The organism is Stenotrophomonas sp. CASM101 (assembly GCF_049384845.1).
GTDB classification, from domain to species: domain Bacteria; phylum Pseudomonadota; class Gammaproteobacteria; order Xanthomonadales; family Xanthomonadaceae; genus Stenotrophomonas; species Stenotrophomonas hibiscicola.
This window is the reverse complement of sequence record NZ_JBMRFR010000004.1, coordinates 135609-151281: the sequence shown is the minus strand read 5'-3', so window position 1 is coordinate 151281 and position 15673 is coordinate 135609. Positions and strand designations below refer to the sequence as shown.

Below are 15673 nucleotides of genomic sequence, written 5' to 3'. Positions count from 1 at the left end.
GGTCGCCGGCGGCAAAGCACGCGGTGCAGCACGGACGTTGCGGACGAGCACGAGACACACCATGGATGTTTCAGCGTAACCACAGGGGAAAATGGATGAAGAAGTTTCTGTTCGCAGCGATCCTCGCTGTGTCGCTGGTGGGCTGCACCACCAATCCGCCGCTCAATTTCTCGGTGCCGAACGTCGGGGTCAGCAGCAAGAAGATCGACGGTGAGCTGAAGTCGCTGACGGTCACACTGGCACGCCCGGACGAGGCCAAAGGCAAGATCCCGGCGCAGGCCCAGCACGAAGTGCCGCAGATGTGGCAGAACGCGCTGACCGAAGCACTGAACAAGATGGCGGTGTTCCGCGACGATGCACCGGTGAAGCTGAGCCTGTCGGTGAAGATCCTGGCCATTGACATTCCCAGTTTCGGGGCATCGATGACCACAAAGACGATCGCCCGTTATGAGCTGATCGATCGTGCCACCGGCAGCATCGTCTACACCCAGGACGTCAGCGCTTCCGGCGAGGTGCCGTTCAACTATGCATTTGCCGGTGTCATTCGCGCTCGCGAATCCATCAGCCGCTCGGCGCAGAACAACATCGCCCAGTTCCTGCAGGCGCTGGAGACCGTGGACATCACCAAGCCGATGTTCCCCAACAAGCAGGAAGCGCCGTGAGACGCCCGTTGCTGACCGCTTCGGTGGCGGCAATGCTGACGGCCTGCGCACCCAACGTGCGCACCGACAGTTACTCCATCGGCTCGGTGGGACAGGTCAACCGCACGGTGGGCGGTACGGTCATCAGCGTTCGCGCGGTCAGTATCGACGGTTCGCAGGGAGGCGGAGCCGTTGCCGGCGCTGCGGCTGGCGGGGTGGTCGGCTCCACCATCGGCGGCAGCGACCAGGCAGCGGCCATCGGTGCCATTGGCGGCCTGGTGGCAGGCGCGATTGCCGGTGCGGCCTCTGAACGCGCACTCTCCCAGGCCAAGGGCCTGGAGTACGTGGTGCAGACGGAGAACGGCAATCTGATGACCGTTGTGCAGGGCCCGGACCCGGTGTTCAGCACCGGCACGCGGGTCTTGGTGCTGTATGGATCCCCCTCGCGGATCATTGCCGATCCGCGTCAACCGAAAGCTGCTCCGTAGTACCCGTGATGCCCCTCCTGCCAGGGGCATCGCTCCAGCCGCTACGGGTGGTGTCATTCAACCCATCCGTATTGCGTGCAAGCGCGAGCGCATCCGGCCTGGAATGCGCCGCCGCAGTGGAACCGGAAGTGTCTTCAACCCTGGCAATCGCCTTCCGTGCTTCCATGGCCGCGATAGGTTTCTCCCCACTCGCGCATGGCCAGCAGCACCGGCACCAGCGTGCGGCCGAACTCGGACAGCTCGTATTCCACCTTCGGCGGCACTTCCGGGTACACGTGGCGGATCACAACGCCATCTGCTTCCAGTTCACGCAGCTGGCTGGTGAGCATGGACTGGGTGGCATTGGGCACCCGCCGGGTCAGCTCCATGAAACGCCGCTTGCCGGTCATCAGGTGAAACAGAATGATCGGCTTCCACACGCCACCGATGACCGACAGCGTGACTTCCACCGCGCAACCACTCTTGCCGTCCCACCGTTTGCTACGCATGCATACTCCGGAAAACCATAGTACCTACGGAAAATCGTCGTTCTTGTTGCGATAGAGGCGCGAGCCTAGCATGGCCCCATCCCATGAATGTGAGGCCATCCATGACGTTCAAAGCACTGCTGACCCGCAAGACGAACAACCAGCTCTCGACCGAGCTGGTCGATTTCGACGAGGCCGACCTGATGGACGGCGACGTCCTGGTACAGGTCGAGTACTCCACGCTCAACTACAAGGATGCGCTTGCCCTCACCGGCAAGAGTCCGATCATCCGGACGTTTCCGCTCATTCCCGGCATCGATCTGGCAGGCGTAGTGCTGGAATCCAGCAGGGCCAACTTCAAGCCAGGCGATCGCGTCGTGCTCAATGGCTGGGACCTGAGCATGGGCCACCACGGCGGCCTGGCCCAGCGCGCGCGCGTGCGGGGCGAGTGGCTCAACCGGATTCCCGACAACCTGACAACCCGCGACGCCATGGCCATCGGCACCGCTGGCTACACCGCGATGCTGTGCGTGCTGGCCCTGGAACATGCCGGGGTGGCGCCTGCACAGGGCGATGTGCTGGTCACCGGCGCCAACGGCGGCGTCGGCTCGATTGCGGTGGCGATCCTGTCGAAGCTGGGCTATCGCGTGGTGGCCGCCACCGGACGCCCGCAGCATGCTGAGTATCTGCACAACCTGGGTGCGGCCGAGATCATCGATCGTGCGCAGCTTTCCGAACCGCGCGAGCGGCCGGTGAGTGCCGAGCGCTGGGCCGGCGTGGTGGATGTGGCCGGCGGCACGACGCTGGTCAATGCCATCGCCGAAACGAAGTACCGCGGTGCCGTGGCCGCCTGTGGCCTGGCCCAGAGCGATGCGCTGCACGGCTCGGTGCTGCCCTTCATCCTGCGCAATGTGACCCTTGCCGGCATCGATTCGGTGAATGCGCCACAAGAGGTTCGCCAGCGCGCCTGGGATCGGCTCGCGACCGACCTGGATCCGCGGAAGCTGGAAAGCACCGTGCAGCAGATCGGCCTGGCAGAGGTGCTGGATGTCTATGAGCAGATCATCCCCGGCAAGGTGCGCGGCCGCATCGTCGTGGATGTGAACGCCTGACGCCTGTCGCGCTGGCGAGGGTGCAATGCCATCGCTGGCTCGCGTGTGCGAGTGACCGGAAACGCAGCGTGCCATGCCAAGCCGCCTTATCATGGGTCGGCAAGGGCGCTTTACGCCCGGTGACGTACGCAAGGCAGTATCTGGATGTCTATGGAATGGCGCCCCTCGCGCTGGGGCCAGCGTGTGACCCGCTCGCCGGACTGGCAGTTGCGGCTGGATGGCGAACAGGTCGCGCTTTTGATCGACGGCAGGCAGTACCGCCAGCATGTGGCGAACGAACACAGCGTGCGGGTCGTTCGCGGCGTGCTCTGGTCCAGGGTCGAACTGACGACCGAGCGCGGTGAGGCACTGTCCGTGGATGGGCTGCCCAACAGCCAGGGCTCCCGGCTTGCGGCTGCCGTGCAGCACGTGCTTTTCGCGCGCTCCAGGCGGGGGCGCAAGGCACTGTTTGAGCGCGTTCTGGCGCAGATCCAGGCGTGGCTGGCCGAGGCAGATGCGCTTACCGACCGAGCCACCACCGGCCGCCGCTGGATCACGCACGAACAGCAGCAGGCGTTGCTGGCCGACCGCCCCGCCCTGCCCCTGCCGCCCGCCAAGCTGGAGCAGCTGTTCCTCGACGAGGAGCTGCACGACGACCTGCACGCGCCCGGCCACCGCATCGCGCTGGACGCACTGCACGACTGGCAGCTGGATTGGTCCGCCGTGTGGGCGGACGCCAATGAGGCAATGGCGACCCGCGAACTGGGTCTGGCCAAGCCCTTCCTGGACCGGGTCGAGAGCAGGCCGCTGACCGAGGAGCAGGCTCGCGCCGTCATCTGCTTCGACAACCGCGTGCAGGTCGTGGCCGCGGCCGGCTCCGGGAAGACCTCCACGATGGTCGCCAAGGCCGCGTATGCCATTGATCGCGGCTTTGTCGAACCCGAACGGATCGTGATGCTCGCCTTCAACAAGGATGCCGCCCAGGAGCTGCAGGAGCGCGCACAGCGATGCTTCAGCCGGCTCGGCATGGGCGACACCGTAGTGGAGGCCCGGACCTTTCACGCCCTGGGCCTGTCCATCATCGCCAAGGCCACGGGGCGCAAGCCGGATATCCCGGAATGGGCGGTCGACGCGGCGCTGGGCTTCAACAAGCTGGCCGACCTGGTGGACGACCTGAAGGACCGCTCGACCCACTTCCGCACCCAGTGGGACATGTTCCGCCTGGTGTTCGGACGCGATCTGCCGCCGTTGGGTGCCGACATGATGGCCGATGGCTACGACCGCGATGGTGCGCCCTACATGCGTACCCTGCAGGGCGAGCGGGTGAAGAGCCTGGAAGAGTGCGTGATCGCCAACTGGCTGTTCTACAACGGCGTGGCGTATGACTACGAGCGGCGCTACGAGTTCGATACCGCGACGGATACCCATCGCCAGTATCGCCCGGACTTCTACTATCCGGACGCCCGGCTCTGTCACGAGCACTTTGCGCTGGATGCCGATGGCCAGCCGCCGAAGCACTTTCCCAACTACAACGAAGGGATGCACTGGAAGCGGCCGCAGCATGCGGCACGCGGCACCGCAGTGGTCGAAACGACGTCGTTCGGCCTGCGCAGTGGACAGGCCCTGCAGGATCTGGCCGAGCGGCTGGGTGCGTCTGGTGTCGAACTCGACCCGAACCCGGATCGCGAGCTGCCTGACCAGGGTGCCAGGCCGATGCCCGATGCCGACCTGATCGGCTTGATGCGGACCTTCATTGCGCACGCCAAGAGCAACTGCCTGACGCTGGACGATATGGCAGCGCGCCTGCGGCAGATGCCTGAGGATCAGTTCAAGGAACGCTACCGGCGCTTCCTGGAGATCGCCGGGCCGGTTTTCCAGGCCTGGGACGATGCACTGGCTGACGAGCGCAGCATTGATTTCGAAGACATGCTCAACATGGCCGCCGGGCTGCTGGAACAGGGCCACTATGAATCACCCTACGAACTGGTGATGGCCGACGAATTCCAGGACGCTTCGCGCGCCCGTGCGCGCCTCTGCCGTGCGCTGGTCAGCCAACCGGGCCGCCATCTGTTTGCGGTGGGCGATGACTGGCAGTCGATCAATCGCTTCGCTGGCGCCGACGTTTCGGTGATGACCGGTTTCCGCGAGTGGATGGGGCATGGCCAGGTGCTGAAACTGGAGCAGACGTTCCGCTGCCCGCAGGCACTGTGTGATGTTTCCAGCCGCTTCATCAGCCGCAACCCCGCGCAGATGGCCAAGAAGGTCCGCTCTGCTGCGCCGGCAGTCGGCCCGGTGCTGCAGGCGTTCCAGATGAACCGGCGTGAGGAGGTGCAGGATGGCGTTCGCCAGTACCTTTCGAAGCTGCACCAGCAACTGTTGTCAGGCGCGGTGGCGCAGGGCCGCAATGGACGCGTGACGGTCTTTGTTCTGGGGCGGTATCGCGCGGATCGCGGTGCGATGCCTTCGGATTGGAAGACGGCCTTTGGCAGCACGATGGACGTCGAGTTCCTGACCGCACATCGATCGAAGGGGCGCGAGGCGGACTACGTGATCCTGCCGGGCATGATCAACCGCAGCTTCCCGAGCCTGCGTGCGGATGACCCGGTGCTTTCGCTGGCAATGCCGGACGGGGATACCTATCCACTGAGCGAAGAACGGCGGTTGTTCCATGTCGCGCTGACGCGTGCGCGGCGCTCGGTTGCGATGTTCACCCTGCAGGGCAAGCACTCGCCATTCCTGGATGAGCTGGTAAAGGACGGAGCAGTGGAAGTGACCGCGATTTCAGGTGCGGCCATTTCGGAAGAGCGCTGCCCAGCGTGCAGGGTGGGCGTGTTCGTGGACCGCAATGGGCCGCATGGGGCGTTCCGGTCGTGCTCCAGCTATCCGTTGTGCCACAACAAGCCGAAGGATGGGCGTCGCGGGTAGAGAAGCTTGAGAAAACAAGAAGGCCCCTGTCGCCAGGGGCCTTGTGGAATCCTGGCGGAGAGAGTGTCTGAATTTAGGGCGTTCCCTAGCTTCCGTGCGCCTTCGTGAAACCAGTCTCAGCCCTTGCGCCAGCTACGTTTCACCATCCGGTCTGGTTCGTACGCCTTCGCGGAAAGCCGCGCTCGCTGGGCGGGTACATGGATGGGTAGGAAATGGGATTGAAGATCAATCGCTTGACGGCGAGACGGGTGGCGACGATCGTCGAGCCAGGCTACCACCCGGACGGTGGCGGCCTATACCTCCAGGTGACCGCGTCCGGTGCCAAGAGCTGGGTGTTCAGGTATCGATTTGAGGGGAGGCGCCCGGAAATGGGCTTAGGCCCGCTGCACGTGATCGGCTTGGCCGAGGCGCGGGAGGCGGCAGGGGCCGCGAGGAAGATGGTGCGGTCCGGTCAGGACCCGCTCGCAGGCAGGCGCGCTGCGGCCGTGGCCACGGCCAGCATCCCAACGTTCTGGGAGGCCGCGACCGCATACATCGCAGAGCGCGAAGCAGGCTGGACCAATCCGAAGCACGCCGGTCAGTGGACCAGCACGCTAGAGACGTATGCCAAGCCTGTACTTGGAGACTTGCGGGTGAATCGCATCGAGACCGAGCATGTCCTGGCCGTGCTGCGGCCAATCTGGACCACCAAAACGGAGACTGCCAGCCGGGTTCGGCAACGAATGGAGGCTGTGCTTGATGCCGTGACCGTGCAGAAGAAGCGCAGCGGGGAGAATCCGGCGCGATGGCGCGGGCACTTGGCGGTGATCTTGCCGAAGCCCACCGCGGTGACCAAGGTGGAGAACTTCGCCGCTCTCCCCTATGCCGAGCTTCCTTCGTTCATCGCTGCCCTGCGGTCAAGGCACGGAGAAGCAGCGCGCGCCCTCGAGTTCACGATCCTCACAGCGGCCCGCACTGGAATGACACTTGGAGCTACACCATGGGAGATCGATCTTGCCGCCGGCACGTGGACCGTGCCAGGTCACCGGATGAAGGCCAAGGTAGAGCATACGATTCCACTTTCTAAGCCAGCACTGGCGATCGCGCGGACGCGCATGGAACGCGACCTGCTGTTTCCCAACGACGTCAGCAACGAACGGCTCAGCGAGAACGCCATGCTGGCACTGCTGAAGCGCATGGGTTATGGCCACATCACGGTGCATGGATTCAGGTCAACGTTCAAAGACTGGGCCAGTGAAGCAACCGACTATCCTGACGACTTGTCTGAAGCCGCACTGGCCCATCGAATTCGTGACAAAGCAAAGGCCGCCTACAAACGAGGCACTATGCTCGAAAAGCGCCGGGCTCTAATGACCGCCTGGGCGCGCTACGCAACATTGCTAGCCCCCTAGATGGCGATCCTGCGAGCGATCTCCTCAGCCAACTGCCTGAACTGAACAGCAGCGTCGTCAACTGTTGGATAATGACCCGAATTCACCAGCCCACGAAGCTTGCCGATGGCCACGCCATGCTTTTGTGCCTCAGGAGCTAGGCTGTGGAAGTGCTTCACAGCACCAATTTTATTGGCTCCTTCCGGAACTAGGTCTTCACCCACCGCCCGAAGGTCGTTGACGATTCGGTCCCTGACCCTTGGAGCGATTCTTCGCTCCCAGTCCGCATGTGGGTTCGCGGCATTTCGACCGGCGTTCACCTTATAGGCTGATGTCACGTAGCCAAGAAATGCAGGCCTACCCTCCAAGAGATCTCCGACATTCTCTGGCGCAGCAATACTCTTAATGGTATTCCAGTCATGTATCCATCGCGCAACAGAACGACCCACCGTCGAGAGCGCACGGAGAGAAAAAAGGTCTGCAGCAACTGGGGTTACGAAAGCATCACAATCCAGCAGAACAGCTCGGTTTAGAGCGCCAACGTTGGGCCCCATATCGTAAATGACGACATCGGCGTTGACTGCTTGCGCAGCGCAAGTCACAGCTCTAGACATCGCCGTCATAACATCATAGCCACGTGTCTTTCGGGCGAAAGACTCTGTCCACGCCTGAGGAAGCTCTTCTTCGTACGCCGAAAGGAGGACGTCCCCGGGAAAAAGATGAGTGTTGCGCTCACCAACCCGCCAAATGTCAACTGGGGCAATGTCGCCGCGGCCCAGCACGACCGGCTTAATCGCAGACCAAAGAGTAGCTGCGGAATCTTCCTCATCCGACTCCCCCAGCAGCTGCTCCAGCTCGTCTTCGCGAATGTAGAAAGCAGTGAGGTTACACTGCGGATCGGCGTCAACAAGCAAGACTCGCTTCCCAATCCCCGCAAGCGCATCAGCAATGTTGACAGTCAGAGTGGTCTTACCTACCCCTCCCTTGTGATTGAACAAAGCGATCTTCTTCACTCGCCCCCCTTGGCGACCATGTTTAGAGATTTTTCGAGACTTCATACTTCAAATTCAATCACAACTTCGATAGAAGCAGAGCTTCCACGCACAATAACTTTACCAGAATTGGATTCTGAAATTGGCGCCGAGCGAAGTTTCACGAAATTTCAGCTCCCGTAGCTCAGCTGCTCCGCCCAAGCCCTTCCATCATCGGATCCTGGGTAATGGATTTCTGCTCGAGAGGCTGCCGGCACGGCTCCAGCTCTTCCCTAAACCGCTCCGACTCCTTCGTTCCAGCTCCAGGCAAGCGCCGAACCTACTGCTGTTAGCCGCTGGACGGTAGACCGCGCAGTGACGGAGATGACTGGATCCGGGGTGCAGTCAATCAGGCTGGTAAAAGCCCCGCGCAGGGGCAGATGGAGGTGATGCCTGACCGCGCACGAGCGCTCGGAGGTGCGCGGGCCCCGCCCTGATCTACGCCCCTCACGGGATCCCTGGCCTTGGGCAGGGTCTCCTCCGGCGTTCGGCGCACCCAGCGGCCCGCGCTCCGTCCGCTGCCTACGGCGCGGACTTGGCGGATGGGGCGCACACCCGCCCCACCCGCTCACGTCTTCAGTTCTGCACTTCCGCCCGGAAGGCAATCTCGATCAGCTGCTCGGGGAAAGCCAGCGCCGAGACTCCAATCAGGTTGCTGGCCACCTGCGGCACCGGCTGGCCATACACGGCCGGCCGAACCTTGCCACTTGCCGCGAAGGCCGCCGGAACGTCGATGACGAACAGCGTTTCCTCGACCACATCTGCGAGCGACCCTCCCAGCTCTGCCAGCAGCACCTGGGCGTTCTCGTAAGTCCGCCTCATCTGGGCTTCCATGGTGTCGAAGTTGGCGGGCTGGCCGTCAGCCCCCAGCTCCGCCGGCGCAACCAGCTCTCCCTGCGGCGTGTGCGAGAGCTGGCCGGACACGAAGATCGTGTTGTTGACGCGGACGGCCTGTACGTACCCATAGGCCGATTCCCACGGCACTCCGAAGCTGGCGGTCTTTCGATTGGTAGCGTTCATCATTGCTCTCTCTGGTGAAAGGGCAAGTGTGGCAAGCAGTTTGAGTCGACCGCCTCCCCTGAACGGGGGATCAGATTCGAGCGCGGGACAGCTGCTCTCTACCTGCCTTGACCCACGCCTTCATCGGATCCCTCGCCCTGGGCTTGGTCTCCTTCGGCGGTCGGCGCGGTTCCAGCGCTTCCTTGATCCGCGCCAGTTCCAACCGCCCGGCCTCGGCTAGGCGCCGGGCCTGTTGCTGCTGCTCACGAGTCGGCGGCAGGCCGGGCAGTGGCGGGGGCAACTGAATCGGAGTGCTGTCGGTCAGCCGGGCGACGGCCTCGCGCAGCGGCAGCTCGGGATACAACCTGGCGGCGCACCAGCGCTCGGCGTAGCGCTTCGCCTGGCGGACGTTGGCGGCGCGCACTTCCTTCACCTGCCACATTTTTTGGCCTTCCATCCATAGCCGGACTCCGGGACCGCCATCGGGCGTGACGCTGGCCGTCTCACGGCCGTTGTACCAGAGCGCCCAGCGCTCACCGGTCTGGACCCAGCCAGAGGGAATCGAGGCAGTGCGGAAGCCGTGGGAGGAATACATGGCCGGAAGGATACGACCGGCCGTCTCAATCGCTGCGATTCGCTCAACCGCAAGTCTTAACCGCTCAGGAGGCCCTGCTACACCCCTGCCAGCGCTACCTCCTAGGCTTTTCCCTACATGCCAGTGAGCAGTTTTCCTATTGCGATCATCCAAGTCCGTTGACACCTTCCAGTTGCCCATCGGGCATTCATCAACTTGACAATGGAGTGATCATGAAGATCCAAAGTGTCTTGCTTGGTTTGATCATTGCTGCCGCTGGAGCGGCCGGTGCTGTAGGCGTAGTTCCCGCGGCTAACGCTGCCTCTTTCCACACGTCGTGCGTGCCTGCCGGCGGCGGCATGGCCCGATGCACACAGACGTTCTGCCACGAGGGAACCTGCTGGGTGACAGACACTTGGACGCAACCGATGCGCGAAGCCATCGAGTTTGATTGATCAAGCGACAGCCTAATTGATGTGTGCGCTGCGGTCTTCGCAAGGACCGCAGCGCATGGCTCCTTCCTGATCGAGCGACGCGCTCACATTCTTCCAAGGTCCCTCACGACCGCCTGCCCCTGCTGAAGCAACCCGATCAGCAGGCGGCCACCTGCGACTTGCCGGCCCAACTGCTCATTGAGGTAGTTCGCTTGGAGCCTTGCCGCAGCCAGGACATCCTGCGGCGCAAAACTGTCCGGGCGGCCTCTTAGTGGTTCGCCTGGTGATGCCAAGCCCCCGACGAGGGGTTGCACGATCGCAGGAACAGCACTGTCGTTCTTGGCGTAGGCCGTTGCCTCCATCCGCCCACTTTTCGGCGACCAGCCGCCAAGCACAAGCTCTGTGCCCAAGCTCTGCTTCGGAAGGCCCGCGTCGACCGCGGCGCGCTCATAGCTCGGCCATACCTTGTCGATCACAAGCCCCAGCTCCTTTGTCAGCTGCTCCATTGTGAAATCGGCCCGGAAGCTTGCCTGGAGCGCGAGCTCGTAGATGCGAAGAAAGAACTGAGTGGACCCGCGTGCCGCCAACACCAAGTTGTACTGCGGGATAAGCAGCATCTTTGCGCCGGACGAATGCGCTCCGGTGCGGGCGTCCTCCGCGAGGGTATCGACCGCGACCAAGAGCTGGTCAGGACGTAACAGAACGTTGAGGATGCTCATAGCGGACTCGTCCGGAGGACGCCAGACTATCGCCTTCCCCACCACCGACTGTCGAGACCGTCATGACGACCGAAATCACGGAAATCCTCGATCGCCTACATGCGTGCGAGTCCGAACTTCAGATTCACCGCGGCTATCTCAAGGCAGCGGAATACGCGCTTCGAGTACTCACGCTGACTCATCCAGCACCCGAACGGCTCTCCGATACTTGGCTAGGTCTTTTGCCCAGCATCGCCTCTAAGCACATGCAAAGCGACGGCGATCTGTTCGCCGCCGCTTTCCAGCAGTCGCTCACCGTGCTCACCGAGCAGATCGGGGAGCATCGGCAAGGGGATCAAGCGGCTACAGCGTAGGGCTCGACCAGACCGGCCAAAAGATCCATGGCCGCTGGGTTTGCATCCTCGGCGTCGCCGCGCTGATTGAATCGGGTCCAGTCCGCTTGAGCCAACCGTTTCAGTTCGGCTGGTTCGACTGGAAGCCACTTCATTGGCCAGAATGGCAAGCGGCGTTGCCCCACTCTGCCCCTCTGCAGCTCTACGATCTCGTTGTGGCTGCTGGCGCCCAGCACTCTCGAATAGGCCACTGATAGCCCATCCTCTGGCCCCTCCAGGTACTGGAGGAAGCGTTCGCCATCGAAGAGGAGCACCCCCGTAACGCCAGCATTACGGTTGAACCGGGCCGCGTCGTCCACAATCTGATCCAACTTTCCGTTGGACAGGCCCAGCTTGTCGCCGGCGATCTCCCCACCGGCACTGCTCACGTATACAACCGCCCTGATGGGCATTGCGCACCTCCTTGATGAGGCACGACCCTAACAGACGCGTGAGAACGTTTACGTGAGGTGGCGACAACTTACACAACAATTCAGGAAAGCGTGATGCTGAATGCGGACCTTCATCACAAGACGGAGGCAGCGATCAGGGCAGCATCCCCAAAAATCCTTGGTACACCGCAATGCCCGATACAGGCCTTTTCTACGTTCTCGATCTTGATGCAGTACGCGACCGCGATGGCAACCTCCACCGAGTCAGCGCAATCAGCGTCCGTTGCAACCACTGCAAGCACATCACCCATTCCAAGGCGCCGCAGCTGGAGACCATGCCAGGCGGCACGCTACTCGCGTGCGCCGGATGCGGCGAGCGTCAAGCCGTCAGCAATGCTCGCCTGGTTGAGTGCGACCACGTGCTGGGGCACACGCTACCCCAAGCGATGCCGGCCTGACTTGCCATGTGCGGCCGATTCGTCCAGCTGCCCGTTGTCGACTTCGGCCAGCCGGGGCTGGCTGACCTCGCGCCCGGCCTGGCCGAGATCCAGCCCAGCTACAACCTGGCGCCGACGCAGCGCGCCTCGGTGATCCTGGATCGCGGCGAAGGCCGGCAGGTCACCCGCCTTGCGTGGGGCCTGCTGCCGTTCTGGGCCAAGGCCAAGGGCCTGCAGGGCTCGACCATCAACGCCCGGATCGAGACGGTGGCCACCAAGCCGGCGTTCCGGTCGGCCTTCAAGAAGCGCCGCTGCGTTATCCCCATGGCCGGCTACTACGAGTGGTCGGTGAGCCCGATCGACGAGAAGAAGGATCCCTGGTTCATCCATGCCACCGGGCCGCTGCTGGCCGCTGGCCTGTGGGAGGACGCCAGCCCCCTGCTGCCCGAGGGCAACCTGGGCACCTTCACCATCATCACCGGCGACAGCAGCGGCGTCTCGGCCGACATCCACGACCGCATGCCGGTGTGGCTGCAGGCAGGCCAGATCGACGAGTGGATGGCAGCCAGCCCCGATGACGCCATGGCCATGCTGCTGGCCAGCGAGCCGCCTGCGATGGAGGCCTACCGCGTCAGCCGGGCGGTGAACACGCCGCGGAACAACCGCGAAGATCTGCTGATGCAGGTAGCTTGAGCGGCTCCTATCGAGAGCCGGTAAGGCGGCATGGGGTCACGCAATTCCGACCCAGCGAAGTATCGACCTGTTCCCCTTCACCAGCCGCTCAAACACGAAGGCGCCAGCAGCGCACACGGCGAGCGTGGCAATGACGGCCAACAGCACAAACGCGGGCTGCACAGCGTCGAGGCCCGGCACCCTGCGCAGAGCTGCCTGAACGACCCCTAGCACCAGCATGTGGGAAAGATAGAAATAGAAGCTTCGCGCGCCGAGCCAAGCAAGAACCCAGCGCCAGCCGCTCGCCGTGGTCCATGTGCGCGCGACACACACCGCCAGACCACATACCAGCAACGACGTAACCATCGATGACAGTTTCAGCTGCGAGATGGCCAGCTCCATTGAGCCAGGAAGCCAGAAGAACGCCTCAACAACGGCACAAGCAACCGCAACAGACGCCAACCCCAGTGCTATCTGCCAGCGGCCGAAACCCATGGCCAAATCACTCTTGCCTACAGCCAGGCCGGCCAAGTAGAAGGGAAGCCATAGGAAGAACGGCAGCGCGCTGTACGGGAAGTGCGACCACGTTCCGTCGAGACCACCTGCGCGTATTCCATAGGTGAAAGCGCAAGAGGCCGCGATCGACAACGGGATCGCTACCTTTAACGCTGTGTTCGACAAGCGCTCGAGAGCCGGTGAGAGAACGGCGATCTGGAGCATCACGATCACGTAGTAGCCCACCGATATGACAGTCCCTGTGGCCAACATTACCGGAAGCTCAGCAGGTACGAGCTTGCCAGTGGCCGCTTTCGCTGATGTGTACACCATCGCCCATACCAGGTAAGGAACAAGCAGCCTAGACCCCCTACTCCTCACGCCTGAAAGGTATGAATTCGCCGGCCGGCCTTGCGATGCAAACATGCCCGAGAGGAACACGAAGAGGGCGACCGGGAAGTTGATGAACTGCCGGAGAACGACGGCGAATGTCTGGTTCGCACTGCCATCCGGAAAGGCCAATGCGCTGCCGCAGGCATGGATGGCTACAACAGCCACGATGGCAATGCCTTTCCAAACGTCCCAGTACAGATTCCTCATCACATCCCTTGAATTTTCAGCGGCGCGCATTTATAGCACGCCGTAGGCGGATTGCCAGAAAGGCCGCTCTTTAGACCGATGCTCCCATAGCGTCTACCCATCGCGATCCACTCCAGAACACCGGCTTACCCAAGGATGTGTCCCAGAACCTGTAACCGGCGTCGATCGTCCCAAGGATGGGCGAGATTGTGGAATTCCGAAACTGGGTATCGCCGCGTTGCAGCCGCTCCACCAGTATTGACTGCTTGTCACCTTCGTAGTTGCTCAGAATTCTAAATCTGGCGCGATTGGGGACAGAGAAGCCGACGGCACCGAACGTTTCCAGCTGCTCATCGGGATTTGAATCCTTAGTACCGAACTCAATGCCTTTGGCAAAGAATGGCTTCCTGTTGTGGATTGGCTGGGCCTGAGAGTACGTATAGGACTCACGCCTACCTGTGATGTTGCTCGTGCTGATGTTAGGCCCACCGAAGCGCTGCAGAATAGCGCCATTCGTCTGGTCTTGAACCTCGCAGTCCGTGCATGAGCCAGACTGAGCAACCTGGAAAGCCACCAGCTTCCCTACCGGTGCGACCTCGCCGGATCCTGCACGATTTGGAACAAGCACTGTGCAACCATTGGCTCTGAACCTGAAAGCATCGTGAGAGAAGAAGATTCCGTAGCCACCGTTGGCGAGCGATGCGCTCCCGTTGTAGTCGATCATCGATGGGCTATCCGGGATACACCCATACAGTGCGGTTGATTCACCCATGACATGGATGCCCACACCCATTGGGCAACTCTGTGCAACACCGTCCTTCTGGTAATAGCCAAATGGATGAACGCCAACGAGGGTGTTGTTTGGACCGCGGACCCGGCATCCAACAAAGAAGCCGTAGATCGCGGATGGCCCAAGATAGCAATCAGACGTAGCGAACTCGATTCCAATGCTATCAACCCCCGCATTTGCTGCAGCGCCGCTCAAGACCGTCGGAGCACTTACGTCGGCATTGTGAAGATATAGACCCCAGCCTGATACAACGTAAATGCCGCGAAAAGCGCTATTTATCACCTCGCAGTACTGAATGTCCGTCCGGCCCCAGACGCGGGAGAACTCAATACCGACGATTGCCTGAGAACCACAGTCAACTTTCAAGCAGGGGCTAGTTCCTCGCCACCGACCAGCAACCGGGCTCGCGCTATCGCCGAACCGCAAGACAGGTCGCTGCAGTGGAAAACCGGGTAGCGCAACCAGAATTCCATCCGTGCAATCGACGGTCACTCCGGCAGGAACCTGCACCGTGTCGCTAACCCCCACCCGGCCGATCACCTTTACGGTCTTGATTGAGCCAACGTCTGCCTGGCTCAGCGCCGAGCGAATAGCAGACAGGTCATCCGAGACGCCGTTTCCGACCGCACCATAGTCCGAAGTACTAATGGTCTCTCGCAGCTTTGACCTGACGGCGCGCCGTACACCGGCACTGCCTGCCGGAGTAAATTGAACAATGCTCTCTCCATTGCCCTTCATATCCTCCATCGTCACGCCTTGCAGCAACCGCCATTCCGCAGGATCGAACTGCGCACCAGTTTCGAAGGGAATTCTATTTGGATCTGCGCCATAGACGGCCCCGTCGTGGGAAACCGTGAAGCGCGCCGATTCCACTATCAAACCACTGGAATACGGCACAGGGACCAGGTAGCCGAGGCCAGCCAGTATGACTTCCGATTGGGCCTTCACATCCTCCACCGCCAAGGCGGCTTCTGCCCGCATCCTCGCGATCTCAAGCGCTAAAGCCTGCTGAGCGGCTGATACAGCGCTCGCAAGCACACGCACTGCGCCAGCGACTGACATGCGCAATCGGCCAAGACGATCCCTCCAAGTATCCGAATCCCCGTTTATCGATTGATCGAGGTTCTCGGCGTTGTCGTACAGATCTTTCGCAGCGCTTGAAGGAACGGGATTACCAGTACTGAAAGTGGTCATTTAA

The 15673-nt window shown here is 62.0% G+C and carries 16 protein-coding genes; 8 read left to right on the top strand and 8 right to left on the bottom strand.

Features of this window, described 5'->3' with window-relative positions:
* Positions 1-95: 95 nt before the first annotated feature.
* Positions 96-662 (top strand): hypothetical protein, encoded by a 567-nt coding sequence (locus VG543_RS09010; RefSeq protein ID WP_019660305.1) that lies wholly within the window; start codon positions 96-98, stop codon positions 660-662.
* Positions 659-1129, top strand: a complete 471-nt coding sequence (locus VG543_RS09005; protein WP_423178407.1) for a hypothetical protein — start codon at positions 659-661, stop codon at positions 1127-1129. The genes VG543_RS09010 and VG543_RS09005 overlap by 4 nt, the downstream gene beginning before the upstream one ends.
* A 134-nt stretch (positions 1130-1263) precedes the next feature.
* Here the strand turns inward: VG543_RS09005 and VG543_RS09000 are convergent, their stop codons facing one another.
* Positions 1264-1617, bottom strand: a complete 354-nt coding sequence (locus tag VG543_RS09000; protein WP_019660307.1) for a winged helix-turn-helix transcriptional regulator — start codon at positions 1615-1617, stop codon at positions 1264-1266.
* Between the two features lie 101 nt (positions 1618-1718).
* On the opposite strand from VG543_RS09000, the gene VG543_RS08995 reads away from it, so the two are divergent.
* The 3 genes from VG543_RS08995 to VG543_RS08985 all read left to right on the top strand — a co-directional run bounded on the left by VG543_RS08995 (position 1719) and on the right by VG543_RS08985 (position 7003).
* The gene (locus tag VG543_RS08995; RefSeq protein WP_423178408.1) at positions 1719-2708 is read left to right on the top strand and encodes an MDR family oxidoreductase; all 990 of its coding nucleotides are present in this window, start codon (positions 1719-1721) and stop codon (positions 2706-2708) included.
* Positions 2709-2858: 150 nt separating this feature from the next.
* On the top strand, positions 2859-5612 hold the full coding sequence (locus VG543_RS08990; RefSeq protein ID WP_423178476.1) for a UvrD-helicase domain-containing protein: 2754 nt from the start codon (positions 2859-2861) through the stop codon (positions 5610-5612).
* Positions 5613-5824: 212 nt separating this feature from the next.
* Positions 5825-7003: a tyrosine-type recombinase/integrase gene (locus VG543_RS08985; RefSeq protein WP_423178409.1), complete on the top strand. Its 1179-nt coding sequence runs from the start codon at positions 5825-5827 to the stop codon at positions 7001-7003.
* Here VG543_RS08985 and VG543_RS08980 read toward each other — a convergent pair.
* The 3 genes from VG543_RS08980 to VG543_RS08970 form a co-directional block, all read right to left on the bottom strand.
* Positions 7000-7995, bottom strand: a complete 996-nt coding sequence (locus VG543_RS08980; RefSeq protein ID WP_423178410.1) for a ParA family protein — start codon at positions 7993-7995, stop codon at positions 7000-7002. The two genes, VG543_RS08985 and VG543_RS08980, sit on opposite strands and share 4 nt — an antisense overlap.
* Before the next feature lie 594 nt (positions 7996-8589).
* On the bottom strand, positions 8590-9033 hold the full coding sequence (locus tag VG543_RS08975; protein WP_227853617.1) for a RidA family protein: 444 nt from the start codon (positions 9031-9033) through the stop codon (positions 8590-8592).
* 70 nt (positions 9034-9103) lie between these two features.
* On the bottom strand, positions 9104-9607 hold the full coding sequence (locus tag VG543_RS08970) for a hypothetical protein (RefSeq protein ID WP_180832882.1): 504 nt from the start codon (positions 9605-9607) through the stop codon (positions 9104-9106).
* 212 nt (positions 9608-9819) lie between these two features.
* Here VG543_RS08970 and VG543_RS08965 point away from each other — a divergent pair, with 212 nt between their 5' ends.
* Positions 9820-10041 carry a hypothetical protein gene (locus VG543_RS08965; RefSeq protein ID WP_180832881.1) on the top strand — a complete coding sequence of 74 codons (222 nt, stop codon included), beginning with the start codon at positions 9820-9822 and terminating at the stop codon, positions 10039-10041.
* A gap of 83 nt (positions 10042-10124) precedes the next feature.
* On the opposite strand, the gene VG543_RS08960 is transcribed toward VG543_RS08965, so the two are convergent.
* Positions 10125-10739, bottom strand: a complete 615-nt coding sequence (locus VG543_RS08960; RefSeq protein WP_188250171.1) for a hypothetical protein — start codon at positions 10737-10739, stop codon at positions 10125-10127.
* A gap of 62 nt (positions 10740-10801) precedes the next feature.
* Here VG543_RS08960 and VG543_RS08955 point away from each other — a divergent pair, with 62 nt between their 5' ends.
* Positions 10802-11092 (top strand): hypothetical protein, encoded by a 291-nt coding sequence (locus tag VG543_RS08955; protein ID WP_423178411.1) that lies wholly within the window; start codon positions 10802-10804, stop codon positions 11090-11092.
* Here VG543_RS08955 and VG543_RS08950 read toward each other — a convergent pair.
* Positions 11074-11523, bottom strand: a complete 450-nt coding sequence (locus VG543_RS08950; RefSeq protein WP_423178412.1) for a BLUF domain-containing protein — start codon at positions 11521-11523, stop codon at positions 11074-11076. The genes VG543_RS08955 and VG543_RS08950 overlap by 19 nt on opposite strands.
* A gap of 443 nt (positions 11524-11966) precedes the next feature.
* On the opposite strand from VG543_RS08950, the gene VG543_RS08945 reads away from it, so the two are divergent.
* Positions 11967-12632 carry an SOS response-associated peptidase gene (locus tag VG543_RS08945; protein ID WP_423178413.1) on the top strand — a complete coding sequence of 222 codons (666 nt, stop codon included), beginning with the start codon at positions 11967-11969 and terminating at the stop codon, positions 12630-12632.
* Between the two features lie 36 nt (positions 12633-12668).
* Here VG543_RS08945 and VG543_RS08940 read toward each other — a convergent pair whose 3' ends face one another.
* A complete protein-coding gene (locus VG543_RS08940) occupies positions 12669-13736 on the bottom strand; it encodes an acyltransferase (protein WP_423178414.1) in 1068 nt (355 codons plus the stop codon).
* A gap of 40 nt (positions 13737-13776) precedes the next feature.
* Positions 13777-15669, bottom strand: coding sequence for a hypothetical protein (locus VG543_RS08935; protein ID WP_423178415.1), 1893 nt, complete (start codon positions 15667-15669; stop codon positions 13777-13779).
* Positions 15670-15673: the final 4 nt, after the last annotated feature.

Bases quoted from the DNA above. Each gene is read 5' to 3' on its own strand.
- VG543_RS09010 (WP_019660305.1), top strand. From the start codon at position 96: ATGAAGAAGTTTCTGTTCGCAGCGATCCTCGCTGTGTCGCTGGTGGGC.
- VG543_RS09000 (WP_019660307.1), bottom strand. From the start codon at position 1,617: ATGCGTAGCAAACGGTGGGACGGCAAGAGTGGTTGCGCGGTGGAAGTC.
- VG543_RS08995 (WP_423178408.1), top strand. From the start codon at position 1,719: ATGACGTTCAAAGCACTGCTGACCCGCAAGACGAACAACCAGCTCTCG.
- VG543_RS08990 (WP_423178476.1), top strand. From the start codon at position 2,859: ATGGAATGGCGCCCCTCGCGCTGGGGCCAGCGTGTGACCCGCTCGCCG.
- VG543_RS08985 (WP_423178409.1), top strand. From the start codon at position 5,825: ATGGGATTGAAGATCAATCGCTTGACGGCGAGACGGGTGGCGACGATC.
- VG543_RS08975 (WP_227853617.1), bottom strand. From the start codon at position 9,033: ATGAACGCTACCAATCGAAAGACCGCCAGCTTCGGAGTGCCGTGGGAA.
- VG543_RS08970 (WP_180832882.1), bottom strand. From the start codon at position 9,607: ATGTATTCCTCCCACGGCTTCCGCACTGCCTCGATTCCCTCTGGCTGG.
- VG543_RS08965 (WP_180832881.1), top strand. From the start codon at position 9,820: ATGAAGATCCAAAGTGTCTTGCTTGGTTTGATCATTGCTGCCGCTGGA.
- VG543_RS08960 (WP_188250171.1), bottom strand. From the start codon at position 10,739: ATGAGCATCCTCAACGTTCTGTTACGTCCTGACCAGCTCTTGGTCGCG.
- VG543_RS08955 (WP_423178411.1), top strand. From the start codon at position 10,802: ATGACGACCGAAATCACGGAAATCCTCGATCGCCTACATGCGTGCGAG.
- VG543_RS08950 (WP_423178412.1), bottom strand. From the start codon at position 11,523: ATGCCCATCAGGGCGGTTGTATACGTGAGCAGTGCCGGTGGGGAGATC.
- VG543_RS08945 (WP_423178413.1), top strand. From the start codon at position 11,967: ATGTGCGGCCGATTCGTCCAGCTGCCCGTTGTCGACTTCGGCCAGCCG.
- VG543_RS08940 (WP_423178414.1), bottom strand. From the start codon at position 13,736: ATGCGCGCCGCTGAAAATTCAAGGGATGTGATGAGGAATCTGTACTGG.
- VG543_RS08935 (WP_423178415.1), bottom strand. From the start codon at position 15,669: ATGACCACTTTCAGTACTGGTAATCCCGTTCCTTCAAGCGCTGCGAAA.